The sequence below is a fragment of the Bacillus sp. Medicinal_06 genome, from assembly GCF_056711665.1.
In genome coordinates this window covers 189,423-208,532 of record NZ_JBWYHD010000002.1, presented here as the reverse complement: position 1 = coordinate 208,532, position 19,110 = coordinate 189,423, and the positions used below count along the sequence as shown (strand labels likewise).

At 37.7% G+C, this 19,110-nt stretch carries 19 protein-coding genes; 3 read left to right on the top strand and 16 right to left on the bottom strand.

Annotated features, from left to right (window positions below; all coding sequences use genetic code 11):
* Positions 1 to 62: 62 nt before the first annotated feature.
* The 4 genes from AC1M36_RS04710 to AC1M36_RS04695 form a co-directional block, all read right to left on the bottom strand.
* Positions 63 to 377, bottom strand: coding sequence for a thioredoxin family protein (locus tag AC1M36_RS04710; RefSeq protein ID WP_336450428.1), 315 nt, complete (start codon positions 375 to 377; stop codon positions 63 to 65).
* Positions 378 to 460: 83 nt separating this feature from the next.
* A complete protein-coding gene (locus AC1M36_RS04705) occupies positions 461 to 970 on the bottom strand; it encodes a DUF84 family protein (RefSeq protein ID WP_336450429.1) in 510 nt (169 codons plus the stop codon).
* A gap of 59 nt (positions 971 to 1,029) precedes the next feature.
* Positions 1,030 to 1,485 (bottom strand): hypothetical protein, encoded by a 456-nt coding sequence (locus AC1M36_RS04700; protein WP_336450430.1) that lies wholly within the window; start codon positions 1,483 to 1,485, stop codon positions 1,030 to 1,032.
* Between the two features lie 78 nt (positions 1,486 to 1,563).
* Positions 1,564 to 2,637, bottom strand: a complete 1,074-nt coding sequence (locus AC1M36_RS04695; RefSeq protein ID WP_336450431.1) for a M42 family metallopeptidase — start codon at positions 2,635 to 2,637, stop codon at positions 1,564 to 1,566.
* Between the two features lie 143 nt (positions 2,638 to 2,780).
* On the opposite strand from AC1M36_RS04695, the gene AC1M36_RS04690 reads away from it, so the two are divergent.
* Entirely contained in the window at positions 2,781 to 3,092 is a 312-nt protein-coding gene (locus tag AC1M36_RS04690; RefSeq protein ID WP_017153832.1) for a PepSY domain-containing protein, read from the top strand.
* Between the two features lie 157 nt (positions 3,093 to 3,249).
* Here the strand turns inward: AC1M36_RS04690 and AC1M36_RS04685 are convergent, their stop codons facing one another.
* The 6 genes from AC1M36_RS04685 to trmB all read right to left on the bottom strand — a co-directional run bounded on the left by AC1M36_RS04685 (position 3,250) and on the right by trmB (position 10,049).
* The gene (locus AC1M36_RS04685; RefSeq protein WP_336450432.1) at positions 3,250 to 4,401 is read right to left on the bottom strand and encodes a thiolase family protein; all 1,152 of its coding nucleotides are present in this window, start codon (positions 4,399 to 4,401) and stop codon (positions 3,250 to 3,252) included.
* Positions 4,398 to 5,270, bottom strand: a complete 873-nt coding sequence (locus AC1M36_RS04680; RefSeq protein ID WP_336450433.1) for a 3-hydroxyacyl-CoA dehydrogenase family protein — start codon at positions 5,268 to 5,270, stop codon at positions 4,398 to 4,400. The genes AC1M36_RS04685 and AC1M36_RS04680 overlap by 4 nt, the downstream gene beginning before the upstream one ends.
* 131 nt (positions 5,271 to 5,401) lie before the next feature.
* Complete coding sequence (locus AC1M36_RS04675; RefSeq protein ID WP_336450434.1) at positions 5,402 to 6,547, bottom strand: acyl-CoA dehydrogenase family protein; 1,146 nt, start codon at positions 6,545 to 6,547, stop codon at positions 5,402 to 5,404.
* A complete protein-coding gene (locus AC1M36_RS04670) occupies positions 6,547 to 8,115 on the bottom strand; it encodes a fatty acid--CoA ligase (protein WP_336450435.1) in 1,569 nt (522 codons plus the stop codon). Before AC1M36_RS04670 ends, AC1M36_RS04675 begins: the two co-directional genes overlap by 1 nt.
* A 343-nt stretch (positions 8,116 to 8,458) precedes the next feature.
* Complete coding sequence (locus tag AC1M36_RS04665) at positions 8,459 to 9,322, bottom strand: YtnP family quorum-quenching lactonase (protein ID WP_336450436.1); 864 nt, start codon at positions 9,320 to 9,322, stop codon at positions 8,459 to 8,461.
* Between the two features lie 73 nt (positions 9,323 to 9,395).
* Positions 9,396 to 10,049: a tRNA (guanosine(46)-N7)-methyltransferase TrmB gene (gene trmB, locus AC1M36_RS04660; protein WP_336450437.1), complete on the bottom strand. Its 654-nt coding sequence runs from the start codon at positions 10,047 to 10,049 to the stop codon at positions 9,396 to 9,398.
* Positions 10,050 to 10,327: 278 nt separating this feature from the next.
* On the opposite strand from trmB, the gene AC1M36_RS04655 reads away from it, so the two are divergent.
* Complete coding sequence (locus AC1M36_RS04655) at positions 10,328 to 10,606, top strand: YtzH-like family protein (protein WP_174100190.1); 279 nt, start codon at positions 10,328 to 10,330, stop codon at positions 10,604 to 10,606.
* 4 nt (positions 10,607 to 10,610) lie between these two features.
* Here AC1M36_RS04655 and AC1M36_RS04650 read toward each other — a convergent pair whose 3' ends face one another.
* The 4 genes from AC1M36_RS04650 to pepV form a co-directional block, all read right to left on the bottom strand.
* Positions 10,611 to 11,408 (bottom strand): phosphotransferase family protein, encoded by a 798-nt coding sequence (locus AC1M36_RS04650; protein ID WP_336450438.1) that lies wholly within the window; start codon positions 11,406 to 11,408, stop codon positions 10,611 to 10,613.
* Positions 11,409 to 11,665: 257 nt separating this feature from the next.
* Positions 11,666 to 13,807, bottom strand: coding sequence for a type I pullulanase (gene pulA / locus AC1M36_RS04645; RefSeq protein ID WP_336450439.1), 2,142 nt, complete (start codon positions 13,805 to 13,807; stop codon positions 11,666 to 11,668).
* Positions 13,808 to 13,938: 131 nt separating this feature from the next.
* Positions 13,939 to 14,493, bottom strand: a complete 555-nt coding sequence (gene thpR, locus AC1M36_RS04640; protein WP_336450440.1) for an RNA 2',3'-cyclic phosphodiesterase — start codon at positions 14,491 to 14,493, stop codon at positions 13,939 to 13,941.
* Positions 14,494 to 14,604: 111 nt separating this feature from the next.
* Positions 14,605 to 16,011 (bottom strand): dipeptidase PepV, encoded by a 1,407-nt coding sequence (gene pepV, locus AC1M36_RS04635; RefSeq protein ID WP_336450441.1) that lies wholly within the window; start codon positions 16,009 to 16,011, stop codon positions 14,605 to 14,607.
* A 357-nt stretch (positions 16,012 to 16,368) separates the two neighbouring features.
* Here pepV and AC1M36_RS04630 point away from each other — a divergent pair, with 357 nt between their 5' ends.
* Positions 16,369 to 16,590, top strand: coding sequence for a DeoR family transcriptional regulator (locus tag AC1M36_RS04630; RefSeq protein WP_000805512.1), 222 nt, complete (start codon positions 16,369 to 16,371; stop codon positions 16,588 to 16,590).
* 89 nt (positions 16,591 to 16,679) lie between these two features.
* Here AC1M36_RS04630 and AC1M36_RS04625 read toward each other — a convergent pair whose 3' ends face one another.
* Both AC1M36_RS04625 and AC1M36_RS04620 read right to left on the bottom strand, forming a co-directional pair.
* Positions 16,680 to 17,408: a pseudouridine synthase gene (locus AC1M36_RS04625; protein WP_336450442.1), complete on the bottom strand. Its 729-nt coding sequence runs from the start codon at positions 17,406 to 17,408 to the stop codon at positions 16,680 to 16,682.
* A gap of 41 nt (positions 17,409 to 17,449) precedes the next feature.
* The gene (locus AC1M36_RS04620; protein ID WP_336450443.1) at positions 17,450 to 19,102 is read right to left on the bottom strand and encodes a putative polysaccharide biosynthesis protein; all 1,653 of its coding nucleotides are present in this window, start codon (positions 19,100 to 19,102) and stop codon (positions 17,450 to 17,452) included.
* Positions 19,103 to 19,110: the final 8 nt, after the last annotated feature.

Below are 19,110 nucleotides of genomic sequence, written 5' to 3'. Positions count from 1 at the left end.
CAAAAAAATAACCTCCCCCGCGAAGGTAGAGGTTGCTTTTACAATTTAATTGGCTACTCGCCTTATTTTAACCCTTCAATAAACGCTTCAATTTGTTCTTGTGTTTTACGATCTTTGTTTACATAGCGTCCAGTTTCTTCACCTTTATTGTACGCTACAAAGCTCGGAATGCCAAATACGTCTAATTTCACGCATAGATCAATAAATTCATCACGATCTACATAGTAAAATGAGAAATCACTATATTTCTCTTCCACTTCCGGCATAAATGGATCAACAAAACGGCAATCTGGGCACCATTCTGCTGAGAACATAAAAATTACTTTCTCTTCATTTTTTAACTCTTGGAATTGCTCCATACTTTCTAATGATTTCATCTATATTTCCTCCTCTAACGAAGTGTATCTTTTCATGTGTAATCTTTCTTTTATACTACCATACATCACGCATGGTGCAAGGTTTATGCTTGCTTTTCATCATACTTATATTGTCCAATTAACAGCTTTACAATATGTACAAATAACCCTGTACGATCCACATGATGATCTGTGAAGATTCCAATTGCACCTTCATGACTGCGAATATCTTTCCGCATTACAAATTCCTCCATGACTTCGCTTAGCTCTTTCCCGCTTTCAAGAGGAGCAAGAAAATCGTCGGGTAACTTAATACGCGCCCCGCCCGCTATAAATATTTTCCCTTCCCTTGTTGCTAAAGCACCCCAGTTACACATAAACAAGCCGTGATCTGTTTTCATAACGCCTCCTTCTAATCCAAACCCGATGTCAGCTTGCTCTGCTTCTAGCGCTCGCTTTGCTCTATTGATTGCACCTTGCATCGTTTCTTCATCAGAGAATGGTTGCGCTGCGACTCCTGAAGGAACGGAAACTGCAGTAATAATCGCATCTTTCCATACTTCTTGTACGGCTCCTACTTTTGTTTGATTTTTCGATCCAATTGCTACTTTCATCTTATCCACCTCGATCTCTATATACATCCTGGTCAATACGAAAAAATTCGAATTATTTTTTATGGCAATTCATATTCCCATCTATGCGTACATTCTGTCAGCATGTATTTTCCTGTGTCTCTTTCTAAATCCCGCTTATAACTTATGTAACTACATTGCTCTGGCGAAGTAATAATTTCAATAGGAAGATCCGGTGACTGCTTGAAACGACTCAGGTCAGGTATCACTTCTATCCAACTTTCTTTTGTTTTTTCATCATAATGGGATTTTAAATGATATATGAGCCAACCTTCTGCCTCTTTAGGTGCATCACTGGCTAAAGAAGCCTTTCCTCCAAAATATTGACGAGCTACTGTAATTTCTCCCTCTTTTCCGTTCTTCATGTCCTCCATAAATTGTACGATTTCATGAATATCTGCATCTTTCACTCCCTCCTCAAAGACACTGCGATTCACCAAAAATAGTATAGCTATAACCGACACTATAATACCGATTATTACCCATTTTTTTGTCATGTGGTTCCTCCACTATTGATTTATAAATGAGCAGACACTCTTTTCCATCAAAAAAAGAAAGGGTTTTATCCCTCTCTTTTAAGCGTTATTTTTAATTGTTTCTAACGTCGTTTTATCTGTTGCTTTCACAAGTTTCGTAATCAATTCTTTCGCTGCTGCATAATCATCCACATGTAAAATAGATGCATGTGTATGAACGTAACGAGCGCAAACACCAATTACTGCTGACGGAATACCAGAGTTACTTGTATGTACACGACCAGCATCTGTACCACCTTGTGAAACAAAGTATTGGTATGGAATGTTATGTGTTTCTGCTGTATCTAAAATAAATTCACGTATTCCTCTATGTGTTACCATTGTACGGTCATAAATACGAAGAAGCGCTCCTTTTCCTAATTGGCCGAACTGCGTTTTATCCCCAGATGCATCATTTGCTGGACTTGCATCAAGCGCATAGAAAATATCTGGCTGAATCATGTTCGCAGCTGTTTGCGCCCCTCGAAGTCCTACTTCTTCTTGTACAGTTGCACCAGAATATAATGTATTTGGTAATGTTTCATCTTTTAGTTCTTTTAATAATTCGATCGCAAGCCCACAGCCATAACGGTTATCCCAAGCTTTTGCCATGATTTTCTTTTCATTTGCCATCGGTGTAAACGGACAAATTGGAACAATTTGTTGTCCTGGTTTCACACCAATTTCAAGCGCATCTTCATAACTATCTGCACCGATATCAATTAACATATTTTTTATATCCATTGGTTTTGCACGTTGCGCATCACTTAATAAATGAGGGGGAATGGAACCAACAACCCCAACAACCGGTCCGTTTTTCGTCATAATTTGTACACGCTGTGCTAGTAATACTTGACTCCACCAGCCGCCTAGCGTTTGAAAACGAATCATTCCGTTTTTCATAATTTGCGTAACCATAAAGCCGACTTCATCCATATGACCAGCTACAAGTACACGTGGGCCAGTTTCATCCCCTTTTTTCAGGCCGAATACGCTACCTAAACCATCTTGGACGATTTCATCTGCATATTTACTTAGCTCTTGTTTCATAAAGCGGCGCACATCATGCTCAAATCCTGATGTACCTTGTAATTCTGTTAACGTGCGAAATAATTCTAATGTCTCTTTATTCACGAAGTCCCCTTCTTTCAAACCTTAGTAGAATACCTCTTTTTATTGTAACGAAATTTTCGAAATGTTTCTAGTTTCTTCTTTTTTCGTTAAAATTGCATTATAATTGTTATCGATACACTATTTTATAGAAGTGAGGTGAATATATGAGCTGGAAAGGTTTACTAGCTGGTGTTGGTGTTGGTTTTGCAGCTGGTTATCTTGTTGCAAACAAAGTTCAAGAACAATCCCATATTTCTTCAGAAAAAGCATTGAAAATGGTGAAACAAGCATTAAGTCATAAAGGCGAAGTTACTGGCTCTTGGGTACATATGGTTCCAGAGACATTTGAAAAATATGATGTCGCGTACGAAGTATACCGCGGCGGTCTTACAACAATTTTGAATGATATACAAGAACGATTCGAATTTTTAGTAGATGCAAAAACAGGTACAGTTTTAGAAGTAAAAGCGGCCTAAAGGAACTCTAAAAATCCGAAAACATACGTTTAAATAAAGTAAAACTTTAATCAGTAGAGGGTTTGCTTCCTTATCAACTGATTATTAACTCTCACCAATCGATATTTTACAAGCAGTAGCCACATAACAGCGTGCAGACGAATTTCTGCACGCCTTTTCACATTCTTTCAATTATCGTTGCAGTCGACATCCCATGTCCAATGCAAATTGTCAGCAGGCCATATCTTCCCTGCCTCCTCTCCAATTCATGAAGAAGAGAAGTCATTAATTTCGCACCAGTTGCCCCAAGTGGATGACCCAATGCAATTGCACCACCATTAACATTGACCTTTTGCAAATCTGCTTCCATTTCCTTTTGCCATGCTAACACAACCGATGCAAATGCTTCATTAATCTCTATAACATCCATATCCTGAATTGTTAAATTTGATTTTTGCAGCACTTTTTTCGTTGCAGGGATAACACCATCAAGCATTGTCGTCGGATCAGAACCAACAACCACTTGATTCACAATACGAGCACGCGCTTTACACCCCAGCTCTTTCGCTTTTTCACTATCCATCAGCAAGATCGCTGCAGCACCATCACTAATTTGGCTTGCATTCCCTGCTGTAATTACTCCATTTTCTTTAAACACCGTTTTTAAATTGGCTAACGCTTCATAAGAAGTATCCCTTCTCGGTCCTTCATCATTTTCAACTAATATTTCATTTCCTTCTTTATCTACACCGCGCAGTGGGACAATCTCTCGCTGAAAGTTTCCAGATTCAATCGCTTGAAGTGCTCGTCTATGACTTTCTAACGCGTAAGTATCTAACTGTTCACGGGTAATACCGTATTTTTCTGCAATCATCTCAGCAGACACACCTTGATGTACAATTTGATACTTTTCATGAAGACTACTTGGGATAGTCTGTTCATTTCCATCGCTTAAAATAGGAACTTTTGTCATATGTTCTACACCAGCTGCAATTGTAATATCGATATCCCCTGATTTAATTTCTTGCGCGGCAAAGTGAATCGCCTGTTGCCCAGAACCGCAAAGACGATTAATCGTTACTGCCGGAACTGTTATAGGAAAACCTGCTTCGAGTGCTGAAAGTCTTCCAATATTAAAACCTTGTTCGTTAATTGGCGTTACACAACCCATAACAATATCTTCTATGAGTCCTTTCTCTATATTTCCCCGTTTTGTTACTTCATCCAGTGCAACTGCCGCAAGTTGTACTGGATGAAGTAAACGAAACGCTCCATTTCTTTTACCAACCGGCGTACGTACAGCTTCAACAATGACAACATCTCGCTTCATATTTTCTCTCCTACTTTCCCTTTTGAATAATCATAAAAACCTTTCTCAGTCTTTCTTCCAAGATGCCCTGCTTCTACAAGTTTCACAAGTATTTGCGGTGCTCTAAACCTATCACCAAATGCTTCTGTTAGTCCTTTGCTCGCAAATAGCATTGTATCTAGTCCTACATAATCTGCTAGTTCAAATGGTCCCATTGGATAGTTCAAACCAAGCTTAATTGCTTTATCAATCTCCTCTTTACTTGTAATGCCTTCTTCATACATACGCATGCACTCTAACATATGAATAGCAATTGCCCGCGATGTCACAAATCCTTGCATATCTTTCACAACTACCGTTTCTTTTCCAAGTTCTTCTGATACTGTTCTTACTGCTTGTATTGTGCTTTCTGCCGTAACCACTCCTCGTACAATTTCAACGAGCTTCATAACAGGAGCAGGGTTAAACCAGTGCATTCCGACTACTTTTTCGGGACGACTCGTTGCACTTGCAATCGCAGTTACACTTAACTCAGAGGTATTTGTTGCTAGAATGGTAGATTGCGCTGTATATAAATCTAGCTTTTGAAAAATCTCCTTCTTCAACTGTAATATTTCTGGTACAGCTTCAATAACAAGCTCTACATTTTGGCAAGCCTCTTGCAATATAACTGTAGAAGTTATATTGGATAAGATTCCATTTTTCTCTTCATCCGTCATACGTCCTGCGCTTACGAAACGACTCAAGCTTTTGGTGATCGTTCCATAAGACTTTTGTAAACTTTCTTCCGATACATCATACATTTTCACATGTTTACCACCCATCGCTAACGCCTGGGCGATTCCACTTCCCATAATTCCTACACCAATTACTGCGATATTTTGAATCATCGTATTCCTCCTACCATTACTTTTCATTTTTTCTATGTAATGCATTCAAACAAAACATTCGTTGCAAAATAGTCTTGAATACTATTGGGTAATAGAATGAGAGATATCAATAACGATTATTCCTTACAGCATCATAGGTCCATACTTTTTGCAATTATATTTTTCATGATTTCATTCGTCCCAGCATAAATCGAACTTACCGGAATATCACGATAACGGCGCGCAATCTCATATTCTTCCATGTAGCCATATCCGCCGTGCAGTTGTATGCACTCCGCTGCTACTTTTTTTGCAAGATCTGTTAACCACCACTTCGCCATCGATACTTTTGTTACAATATTCTCGCCATTCATATGAGCAGTAATACAGTCATCTACAAATGTTTTACCAATTTCAATTTCCGTATACATCTCTGCTAATCGAAACTGTACCGTTTGAAAATCGCTTATATGTTTCCCGAATGCTTTTCTCTCTTTTACATACTTTTTCGTTATATGTAGCATCACTTCCGCTGCTGTTTTCGCTGCAATTGCAACGATAAGACGTTCTTGTTGCAACTTTTCCATTAGATAATAAAAGCCTTTTCCTTCTTCCCCTAACAAATTAGAAGCAGGGACTTTTACATCTTCAAAAATAAGTTCCGCTGTATCTTGACTATGTAAGCCAATTTTTTTTAGTTTTTTTCCTCTTTTAAATCCTTCCATTCCTCTTTCTAAAACGAGCAGGCTCATTCCTTTATGAACTGGTTTAACATTTGTGTCTGTCTTACAAACAACAATGACTAAATCCGCATGAATACCATTTGTAATAAATGTTTTTTCACCATTCACGACATAATCAGCACCTTCTTTCCTTGCCGTTGTTCGAATACTCGCCAAGTCAGAACCTGCTCCTGGCTCTGTCATCGCAATTGCAGTTATATATTCACCGCTTACGCATTTTGGTAACCAGCGTTTCTTTTGTTCTTCTGTTCCGTACTGCGTGAAGTATGGAACAACAATATCATTATGCAAACCAATTCCAATTAAACTTGATCCAACCTTTTCAAGTTCCTCATTAATGACAATCGAATATCCAAAATCAGCACCTGCTCCACCATACTGCTCATCTACCATCGGACAAAGGAAACCTTTATTTCCCATACTTGTCCAGAAAGAACGAGGAATCATCCCGTTTTTTTCCCATTCGTCATAGTATGGATATGCTTCCTTTTCTAAAAATTTATGAAAAGCATCACGAAAAATGTGATGCTCTTCCTGTAAATACTTATGTTTCATCATATCCTCTCCTTAGATTCCTCTTCTATCACTTGGCTACGTAAAATAAATTTTTGAATTTTACCGCTCGCATTCCTTGGCAATTGTTCAACAAATACATAGCGACGCGGACGTTTATAATCAGCAAGTTTATCACTTGCTTTACAGTACTCATCTAATATTTCTGCGGTAAGAGACTGATCTTTTGAAACGATGTACGCTAAAACACTTTCTCCCCAAAGCTCATCTTTTTCTCCAAGTACCGCAACATCTAAAATGCTTTCATGCGTATACAAAAAATCTTCGACTTCACGTGGATAAATGTTTTCTCCACCGCTAACAAGCATATCGTCAACGCGATCTGCAACATACAAATAACCATCTGCATCTACATAGCCTAAATCTCCTGAATGATACCATCCTTTATATAGGGCTTTTGCTGTCGCCTCTTCATTGTTGTAGTACCCTTTCATCAAACAGGAACCCCGCATAATAATTTCTCCGATTTCATACGGCCTTACTATATCATTGGGCTCAGATGGACCTTCTTCATTTGGACGGACAATACGAATTTCATGATTATAGGCAGCTTTTCCTGCAGAACCTACTTTAGTAAGTTGCTCATTCTCTCGTAAAAAAGTAACTGCCGGTCCCATTTCCGTCATACCATAAGCTTGTACTAATGAAACATTCAATTTTTCATCACAAGCTTTTACAAGTGCCGGTGCCATTGAAGCTGCTCCATATAAACCGTACCGAAGAGAAGATAAATCATATCGCATTAAATCTTCCTGCAACATCATATTCCACATGGTAGGTGCCGCAAACATAACAGTAACCTTTTCTTTTTCAATCATTTCAAGAACATTCTTTGCATCGAAATGGTGCAGAATAATATTTGTGCCACCGCTATGTACCCTTGGAACGAAACAACAATGCAGCTCTGCACAATGAAACATTGGTGCTGTTACAAGACCACGACTATTTTCGGTGTAATGTAAATATGCGATTCCCATCAAACTTTGATCAATAATTTCTCGGTGCCGGTGAAGTACCCCCTTTGGATAACCAGTTGTTCCACTTGTATACATAATGGAACAAACATCATCTTCTTTTACTTCTACTGCTTCAAATTGTGGTAATGCATTGGATAGTTTTTCTTCATATGAAATAGAAAACGACGGATGAGTTTGGTCGATGTACCAGAACTGAATATGAGGAAATTGTTTATGAATGCTTTGTACTTGAGAGGATAATTGCTGTTCAAAAAGTACGATTTTTGGAGAGGCATCTTCTAATATATAACTGAGTTCTTGTGGTTTTAATCTAAAATTAATTGGGTTAAATATGGCACCAATTTTTGCACAAGCAAAACATGTAGTTGCGAGCTCACTACTATTAAAGAGAAATGTCGAAACGCGGTCACCTTTTTGTATACCACTTTTTTGAAGTGCATGAGCTAGCTTATTCACTTGTTCATTCCATTCTGTATACGTCCAGCGAATATTTTTCTTCGGTTCAACAATTGCTTCTTTATTTGGATAACTTTCAGTAGTCAATTCAAGCAATTTTCCAATCGTTATATACAATATATTTCCCCCTTTCGAATAAAGTGAAACTTTAATCAGTAGGGGGTTCTTCATCCCCCACTGATTATTAGCCCTCACCAATCGGGCTTTTACGGGCAGCCCTCCCCCTACCTATCTTCCCCGTTTCCCTCTGAATCTTGAGGTGGGGGCTTACTGCCTGTTAATGCGGGATAAAACGCTTCTCATATAGAACGTGTAATAATGTAGTAACTCAGAGATATTATAACAATTTTCAGAATATTTTAAAGTTTATTCTTTCGACAAATCCTTACAACGAAGTGGTTTGTAGTTGTAAGGAAGCATGAAGTGGAGGGGTCCTCTCCACTTCATGCTTCTATCTTTCTTACACTTCGCTTGATACATTCACTTCTTTTCGTTCTACCTTCTCAAGCATATTTCCTTCTTCATCCCACTTCACAGCGCGGTAATACGCATCATGGTAAAATGTAAACCACGCCTTTTTCTCCATTCCATACTTCATCCACTTCTGCTTATGTTCAATAGATGTCATTGGGTAATCATCATAAGCCATGACCCATAGTACGTTTTGGTGAGCGTGCGTTGGCAATAAATCTGCTAAATGGAGCATCGTTTCCCCCTGACTTTCAAGAACAATCACAGCATGACCATCACTATGTCCGCCTGTATGCACCATTCTTACTTCATCTGAAATTTGGATTTCTTCTTTGAAGGTGACAATTTGCTCTACAATCGGCTCCCAATTTTCTTTCCAATATGTATTACGAGAACGAATATTAGGACTTTTCATTTCATTCCATTCTGTTTCTGACACGTATACTTTTGCATTTGGGAACGTTGGAACAAGCCTACTACCTTCCCACTTCGTTAATCCTGATGCATGATCAAAATGAAGGTGCGTCATTAATACATAATGGATATCTTGTGGCTTTAAACCAAGCTCGGCTAAAGAAATTTCCACTGACGATTCTTCCGTCACACCTTGATTCCGCTTCATCTTTTCATTCATTTTATCATTTCCAATTCCTGAATCAATAAGCATATTCCCATCTTTCGTTTGCACAAGCAATGGGTCTGTCCGTAAATAAATATGATTTGTATCATTATGTTTATATTTGCGTGACCATAAAACTTTCGGTACAACACCAAACATTGCTCCCCCATCTAAATGTGTATTCCCACCGCAGAGCCATGTCACTTTGATTTCTCCGATTTTTAAAGATTCCATTCCACATTCCCCCTTTTCATCTTTATTTTAACATAAAATTCAGATTATTTTTCCGTATAAAAAAACCTGTGCATTACTGCGCAGGTTCTGTACGATATTTCGCTTCAACACGATAAATACGATGTCCTTTACTAGAAAATTTCTCTTCATATTCCGTCATAATGTTACCTTCAAAATCACTATTATGAAGATCTAAGCTAAGGAATGTGAGTAGCATACCATATTCAGCCATACTCATAAGAGAGTATTCAAATAAACCTTGGTTATCCGTTTTAAAATGAATTTCTCCGCCCGTTACTAACACTTCTTCATAATTACGTAAAAACGTTTTATACGTTAAACGACGCTTTGCGTGGCGGTTTTTTGGCCATGGATCTGAGAAATTTAAATACACACGGTCAATTTCACCGTTTGCAAAGAACACGGTTAAATCTTCAGCATCTTTATTAATCAATTTTAAGTTTGGTACTTCTTCTTCAATTAACTTATCAAGCGCATCTACGATAACACTTGTGAATTTTTCAATTCCGATATAATTAATATGCGGGTTCGCTTTTGCCATCTCATAAACGAAACGGCCACGACCTGTTCCTACTTCAATATGAATTGGATTGTCATTTCCAAACACTTCTTGCCAATTGCCACGACGCTCCTCTGGATTTCCAATTACAAACTGTGAGTATTCATTAATTCGATCCATTGCATATGGTTTATGTCTTAAACGCATAGATGTCTCCCTCTCTTTACCAGACTATTTTTTGAAGGTTCATTCCTTCTTTCTTTTTTAATCAATCTACCAAACAAAAAACCAAGTACGTACGAGCACTCGGTCCGTTTCTTTCAAGTATAAGGTGTACCATTTTGATACAAACTACAAAGAGCATAGAACGAAACTTTCATTTCTGTAGAAAGGTTTCGTTAGCCACTGATTAGCTACTCCATGACGAAACAGAAAATTTCTCTTACTTGTTCACATTGAACAACAATCGAAAGGATGATCCAGTCATGCCGATTAATCAACAACATCAATTAGAAGTTTTAAAAGATATTTTAATCAACCACCAAAGTGATTGCTGTGGAACGGTTTCTGAGTGCGAACAATTAGAACGGCTCATTCAATCATTGCTTGCAAACGATAACGTGAACAGCGATGTAAAAGCAATGCTAAACGATGTATATTACTATAGTCAATCGGGTAAATATTCTCCTGATTTAGACAATCATATTTCTAGTAATCAAGAGCAACTCACACAATGGATTTCTGGAATGGACAATTTCTCTTAATTCTTTACTCTGAAGCAAGTAGTTGCTGTAAATATTGATGCCAATATTCAGCTTCTGCTTGCTGTTTTTTTGTTATATGCCATTGAATAGATAAAATAGTTTGTGCCACTACATACCATTTCATACGCTGAACCAATGATTCATTCATTTGAATCCCATAATACGCTAACCACTCGTCCCATTCGTGACGCGGAACATACCAATGTAATAACATGCCAAGATCGAGGGCAGGATCTGCAATAACAGCTCCATCCCAATCAATTAAAAATAATTCATCTTCATTCGATAATAACCAATTGTTATGATTCACGTCACAGTGACATACAACAAATTCATCATATTCAATATCCTTCAATGTAGCTTTTAAATACTCCAGCCCTGTCTGAATCGTTTCATCCGTTCTTATGTCTCCTCTTAAAATAAAATACAATTGTTCTAATAACTCCTGTGCATGCAGCGGCTGCTTTCCAAGCCTTTGTATCATTTGCACAAGTGCTTTAGACGAATGTATTTTTTTTAAAAGCTTCGCAACACGCTCTAGTTTCATATCCTCTGGCTCTAGCTTTTTCCCTGGAAGCCACTTTTGAGCCGAAATTACATCGCCGTTTGTCACTCTTCTTGTCCAAAGTAATTTTGGAACAATTCCTTCTGCCGACAATACCGCTAAAAAAGGCGATGTATTCCGCTTTAAAAATAGCTTTTGTTGTCCATTTTGCGCAATATACGCATCGCCCGTTGCCCCACCAGCTGGTATGAGACTCCACTCTTCTCCTAATAATTGTTCCAACCATTCCATATTCATTACCCGTTAACAAATCCTTATCTTTTATAGTTATGAAAAGAAAAACCGCAACACCTTTTGAACATGTTGTGGATTCATATATTTTTTTACTGTAATTAAATGAAAGAAAACTTGGCATAAGCCAAGAGATGAGGACAAACGAACCGCCCATCCTTTTACTTTATTTTACAAAATCAATAGTAGAATGACAATTTATCGAAATCGTCACCTTTGTCAATTCTACATTTATTACATTCTCATCGTCAAGTAGCGATTTGTCACATTATCGCCAATATATACGAGCTAATCGGAGCCACTTGAAATTCACTTCCTTGAAATGAAGAAATTGGCTGTATTTTTGCTTTTGTATCATCGGCTAATACGTACCACATTTCATGTTTTGGCAGCGAAATCCTCTCTAATTGCACACCATTATGAAACAAAACAACAATTTCTTTCCACGGACCGAACTCCCCTACATTTTGTAAATGATAAGCAACAATAGCAGGAGGCGCTTGTAAAAATGTCATATGCTTCTTTATAAGATGAGCCTCCGGTAAGCGAAACGCTCTATGCGCCTTACGAATCGCAATCAAACCTTGTATATAAGCAATCGTTTCCATTTCTTTCTCTTTTTGATTCCAATCAAGCTGATTAATTTCATCAAGCGCATTATAACTATTTTCATTCCCTTTCTTAGAACGATAAAATTCTTGTCCTGCGTGTAAAAACGGGATTCCTTGTGAGAGTAATGTCATTGCTGTCGCTAGGCGATGACGTCTTTTTTGCACTTCTTCCGCTTCCTGATTGCTGCGCACGAGTTTATCCCACATCGTCATATTGTCATGACATTCCACATAGTTAACACTTTGAATGGGCTCTAAAAATAACCCTTCTCTTTTTTCATTTACAAGACTTCCTGTTAGCACATATTGTAAATGGGCGTGATCTACACTTCCTCCAAACGCAAAACCACGCTTACTTACATCAAACGTACTACCTTTTATCGCATCACGAAATTGATCGTTGAACTGTGCTATTCGCGGCATTTTGTTTGCATTGTTAAGCGTCGCTTTCTCCTCTAGCGAAAGCGGTGTTTGTAAATCCCAACCTTCCCCCAACAACAGTGCATCCTTTTTTATTTTTCTGACTTCCTTTTCTAATTCATTCATTGTTTCCACATCTAAAACTCCCATTAAATCAAAGCGAAAACCATCAACGTTATATTCAGTAAGCCAATATAGAACAGAATCAATAATAAATTTCCGCATCATTTTTCGTTCTGATGCTATATCATTCCCAACTCCCGTTCCATTTGATGGCATGCCATTTTCATCATGTCTGAAATAATATCCCGGTACAAGCTTTTCAAAAGATGACGTTTCTCTTTCATATACATGGTTGTATACAACATCCAAAATCACGCGGAGGCCACGTTCGTGAAACTTCTCAATAAGTTGTTTACAATCCTTGATTCGATTATAAGGATCGGTAGGATCACTTGCATACACGCCTGTTGGGACGTTGTAATACAATGGATTATAGCCCCAGTTATACGCCGCAAAAGGACGCATTTCATCTACTCCAGCAAAATGATGAAGAGGTAAAATTTCAACATGTGTAACCCCTAAGCCTTTTATGTAAGAAAAGGCCGTCTCTGTCCCAAGTGTCCCCTTCGTATTCTCTTCTGTTAATCCCGCATATGTCCCCTTTTTTATCACACCACTATTTGGATGCATAGTAGCATCACGAATATGGACTTCATAAAGGATTGCATCGGTAAAAGAATCTATTTTCGGCAACGCATTTTGCTTCTTTATATATGTCTTCTCAAGATCAACCACAATTCCATACTTACCATTAACTGATACGGATTTTGCATATGGATCTACAGCTTCATTCCATATCAAATTAATACAAACGAGAAATGTGTACTGCGCCCCTTCAAAATCTCCTTGTAAAACATAGGACCAAACACCATTCTCTTCTCTTTTCATCTCATAATCCATATACTCTTTATCGTTTTTATAAATTCTTACTTTCGCAAGTCTTGCAGTTGGTGCCCACATCTTAAAAGTTGTTTTTTCCTTTCCATAACAAACTCCTAAATCGCTACCATCATAATAATATTTTTCATCAAATACAGCTGTTCGAATAACCGCTCCAATTTGTAAATCTGTTTCCTCATTTCGCTCATCTCGCACTGTATAATACTTTCCCACATCAAGTGGATCTTCTATATAACATTCATACTTTGTTACATCTGAAAGAGATATGATTTGAACAATCTTAAGCTCCCATACATGATTTCCTTCCTGTATAAAAAATGTCCGGCTTGTTCCATACGTATGCGGGAGCAAGATTGTAATTTTATTCATTTCATCTAAATAGGCTTCAAATGGACGCTTTACTTTCAGCATAAAAAATCACCATCATTCTCGAAATTAAAATGAAACTACCTTTTAAAAATAGGTATTCCTAAAGGTGAATCGCACACTACACACAAACTTACTATTTTCTATAGTATATTCACATTCATAAGAAACGTTTTTTACACTTTAAAGTTCTGTAACTTTATTTCATAAATTGACTTATACTTCGGAGTTTGATGGACGTGAGACTCGTACAATGTAATGGTGTCAGCTTGAAACAATAACGCATCCATTGTTTTCAGGTTTGTAAGATTAAATTTTTCTTCTCCCATCCACTTACGGGCAACAGTAATATGCGGATGATACGGACGTGTTTCAAGTAAAAAACCATTTCTCTCACAAATCGCATGCACCTGCTTTTGCAAATCAAATAACACTTGATTTTTTTGCAATCCAGCCCAAAATATACGCGGGCTCTCTACTAGGCCGAATGTAGAAAAGTTTTGCAGCGTAAGATTTAACTCTGGTGTATTCACAAGGAGTTGTAATCCTTTCTCTATTCCTTGCAGTTGTTCCTGCGTTGCACTCCCTAAAAAAGCAAGTGTAATATGATAGTCTTCTTTATGTACCCATGAGCGAAATGGTAACTTATCTTTCATTTCTTCTTTATAACTCGCAAGCCTTTCTTTTATATGATCTGGCAAGGTAACTGCTAAAAAATAATGTGGTACCATTTATATCTTCTCCTTTTTATTATTGTTGCTCTTCTTTTGTATCTCATTCCAACAATATAAAGAAACCCGCCCTCCAAATAGAGAGCGGTCATATTTCAGCATACAATTAACCTATTTCGCTAATTCATAAATTGCTTGTGCATAAATTGCTGTTGCTTTTAGTAAATCTTCTATTTCAATATACTCATCCTTTTGATGGGCAAGTTCTTCTTTACCAGGGAATAGCGGTCCGAATGCAACGCCAGCTTTTAATGAACGAGCATATGTACCACCGCCGATTGCTAATAACTCTGCTTTCTCTCCTGTTTGTTCTTCATACACACGTTGCAATGTACGAATTAAAACATGATCTTTATTAACATGATGTGGACGTGAGTTAGAGTAATCAGCTACTTGGAAGTCGTTCTTGCTGGCATAGTCTTTTAGTTTCTGCACTGTCTCTTCAAAATTCGTTGTTACTGGGTAGCGTACATTTAATCCTAAGTTTCCGCCTTCTTCTTTCGTATAAGAAAGGCGCCCCACATTCACTGTTAACGGTCCGCTAATTTCATCTTTATAAGCGATCCCTGCTTTTTCTCCAAGCGTATCGTTCGTAAATGTTTCTGCAACAAATGCCGCAAATGAAGCACCTTTACCGTCAAGAGCAATCGTTGTTAAAAAGTTCGCTAACAAGAGACCAGCATTTTCACCTTTTTCAGGAGTAGAACCGTGAGCAGAAACTCCCTCTACTTGTAATGTCACAGTATTTCCTTCTACATTTGCTGTCCCTGTTTTCTTCTCAGCTTGTAAGTATTGTTCGTAAGTATCTTTAATCGTCGCTGCCTTTTCAGTCGTAATCACTGCTTCTGCGAAATCAGGAACCATATTTAAACGACGACCTGAAGAAAATGAAACAAGCTCATATTCTCCGCTTTTTGTTTCACTATTCTTTTGCACAACTTGTATATCAGAGATCCCTTTTTCCGCATTAATAATAGGAAAATCAGCGTCTGGTGCAAATCCCATTGTTGGCATTTCTTCATTCTTAAAATAGTGATCAACACATTTCCAGTTACTTTCTTCATCCGTTCCTAAAATCATACGTACGCGTTTTGAAAGTGGTAACCCTAATTCTTTTACAATTTTCATCGCATAATAAGCTGCCATTGTCGGCCCTTTATCATCAATTGCACCACGTGCAAAAATCTTTCCATCACGAATATCAGCGCTGTATGCAGGTGTTGTCCAACCATCTCCTTCTGGTACAACGTCAACGTGACAAAGAATACCCACTAATTCTTCTCCTTGTCCCATTTCAAGATGCCCTGCATACCCTTCTAAATTTTTAGAAGTAAATCCTTCTACTTCCCCTTTATGTAGCATGAACGAAAGTGCTTTCGCTACACCTTCTCCAAACGGCGCCCCTTCTTTTGCTGTTTCTTCTTCCCATACGCTTTTAATTTGCAGAAATTGCTGCGCGTCATGAATTAATTCTTCTTTTCTTTTCTCAACTTCTTCTGTCCAATTAATTACTGACATAACTCATTCACCTCTTCTATATTCTCTCTTTCATCATAGCAAACGAAAATCTGATATGCCAACAGGAGAACATTAAGTAACGAACAATTGTAATATTTCAGATATTTCGAACTAGTTTTTCTTTTGTTTTTCTAAAAAAATTTGCAGGAATTTGACGGTTTACGTAGAAATTTATGTGGTAGTTGATAGAAGAGACATAGAATGTCAACTACCAATATTTTTCTATTTTATTATTTGTTAAACTTTTGTAAAATTTAACTAGATGAAAGCATGAAATTTGTCATGTGGAGTACAATGGAAGTAAAGACCTTCTTTCCTGAATGGGGTCAAAAAAACTAGTAGAGGAGTGGTTTTCTCTTGAAACCTACAACTACTCGTATGCTAACACGCATTAAATCAATTTATATGTACATCAATGAGAATGGTACGGTAACGACGAAAGACCTTGTAGATGAGTTCGGGATCACACCACGAACAATACAACGTGATCTGAATGTGTTGCAGTTTAATGAGCTCGTGTATAGCCCTTGCCGCGGTAAGTGGACAACAACAGGAAAGAAAGTGAGAATGACCTCGTAACGAAAACAATTGTATCTAAAATATAATACATACCCCTTTCTGTGAAATCAGAAAGGGGTTCTTTCTATTTATTGGAATCGGTCTCAATCTTAGCTTTCTGCTTGAACTTGATATGTTTTTAACATTTCTACTTCTTCATCTGTTAATTCGCGATACTGACCAAGTTCTAATTCTTCATCTAACACTAAAGGACCCATCTCTGTTCTCTTTAAGTAAACAACTTTCTTTCCAACAGCTTCAAACATACGCTTCACTTGATGGAATTTCCCTTCTGTAATAACAAGCTCGATTTCAGATACATCATCGCTTTTCAGAATGGTAAGCTCGCCCGGCTTTGTTTCATAGCCATCATCTAAAATAACACCTTTTGCAAATTCTTCTACATCTTTTTCTGTTACAACTCCAGCTACGTGTGCATAATATTTTTTTGGTACATGCTTTTTCGGAGATAATAGCTGATGAGCAAGTTTCCCGTCATTTGTTAATAATAGAAAGCCTTCTGTATCAATATCAAGTCTTCCAACTGGAAACGGATCAAAGATTGCATCTTCCAATTCCAATAAATCGACAACTGTTTCATGGTTATCATCTTCTGTTGCCGAAATAACGCCCTGTGGTTTATGCAGCATTAAATATACAAATTCCTTATATTCAACAATCTCACCGTGAATCGTCACTTCTTGTTCTTCCACATTCACATGAAACTTCGCGTCTTTTACTGGCGTTCCATCAATTTTTACAACACCGTCTTTTAATAGTTTCTTTACTTCTTTTCTACTTCCGTATCCCATATTTGCTAATAATTTATCTAATCTCATTCTTTCACCTTCTTGTATTTATCATAGAAAAGGGACGTGTATTACGCCCCTTTTGATTTCAACTTTATTTTCAACTTACCGCCAAGTTTGCGCTGAATCTTTTCTAAAGCTTCTCCACCAAATACTCTTTCTAGTACACCTGTGCGAATTGCTAATAATCCGTAAGCAAGACCACCAATACCAGCACAAATCGCAACTGTAATGAGTGCACCAAAACGGCCATCAGGCGAAATCACAAAGGATAAAATTCCTTGGGATAGTTTGACTACAACGACCATCACAATTGTTAATACTGCAATTTGGAAAGTTCTCTTATATACGACACCGAATGAATAGTGTGCATATTTTCGAATCTGTTTATTCGTATACCAGACGGAAACTAAGAAACCGACAGCTGTCGCTAAAACAGCTCCAATTGTGCCGAAATAACGAATAAAGATTACGTTACATAAGAATTTCAAAATAACACCCATACCAAGTGCAATGATTGCATGTTTTTGTTGGTTAATTCCTTGCAAGATGGCTGCAGTTACTGTAAATAAAGCAAATAGTAACGCAACTGGCGCGTACCACATCAGTATTTGTCCACCTAATGGATCCTTTTCATAAAACGCTGTATAAATCGGATACGCAAGCGTAGAAATACCAACTACCGCCGGCAATGTTAAAAACATATTTGCCTGGAATGTTTGCGTAATTTGTAGTTTTAAATAACGAAATTGTTTTTCTGTAAATGATTTTGTAATTGCTGGAACAAGCGTTAAACTAAACGCCGTCGCAAGTGAAACAGGAATCATAATTAATTTATGCGTCCACATTGTGAAGATACCGAGTGCTCGCTCTGCAATATCCCCTTGTCCAATTGCTTGCATAATAGAGTTAAATGTTAATGTATCAATTTGTTGATATAAAGGAATTGTTAACCCAATAACAACATAAGGAATTGCATACGCAAATAATTCTTTAAATAATTGAATTGTACTTACTGTTGATTCTGGGACAGTTTGTTCAATTAAATATTGATCGAGATGCTTTTTGCGTTTTAACCAGTACCATATTAACACACCGAGCGCTCCCACAGCTGAAACAAATGCTGCGAAAGTTGCCACTCCAACTGCTGCTGCTACTGATCCTCCTATTACTTTAATGACAATAAAACTACCCGCTAATAAAAAGACAATACGAATAATTTGTTCAATAATTTGCGATACCGTAGTTGGCCCCATTGATTGATGACCTTGGAAATAACCACGAATTAAGCTTGCTGCTGGTACAACAATAAGCGCAAAACTGACGAGGCGAATAACCATCGTAACGTCTTCTATACTATTGTGTACACTTTGTTTACCCAGCATTGCCTCAGCAAATAATGGCGCAGACATGTAAAGAACGAGGAAGGAAAGGATTCCTGTTGCAATCATCATAACCATTCCCGAGCGGAACATTCTCCGGCTCGTCTTATAATCTCCAAGCGCATTATATTTAGAAACAAATTTTGAAACAGCAAGCGGCACCCCCGCCGTTGCAATACTTAAAAAGATCGTATATGGAATATATCCATACGTATAGAGCGTTCCGCCTTCTGTGCCAACTAAGGCATGAAATGGAAAGACATAAATCATGCCTAAGAACTTAACTAAAAAAGTTCCTAACGTCACAATAAGCGTTCCGCGCAGAAATTTTGAATCGGACATAGATGATC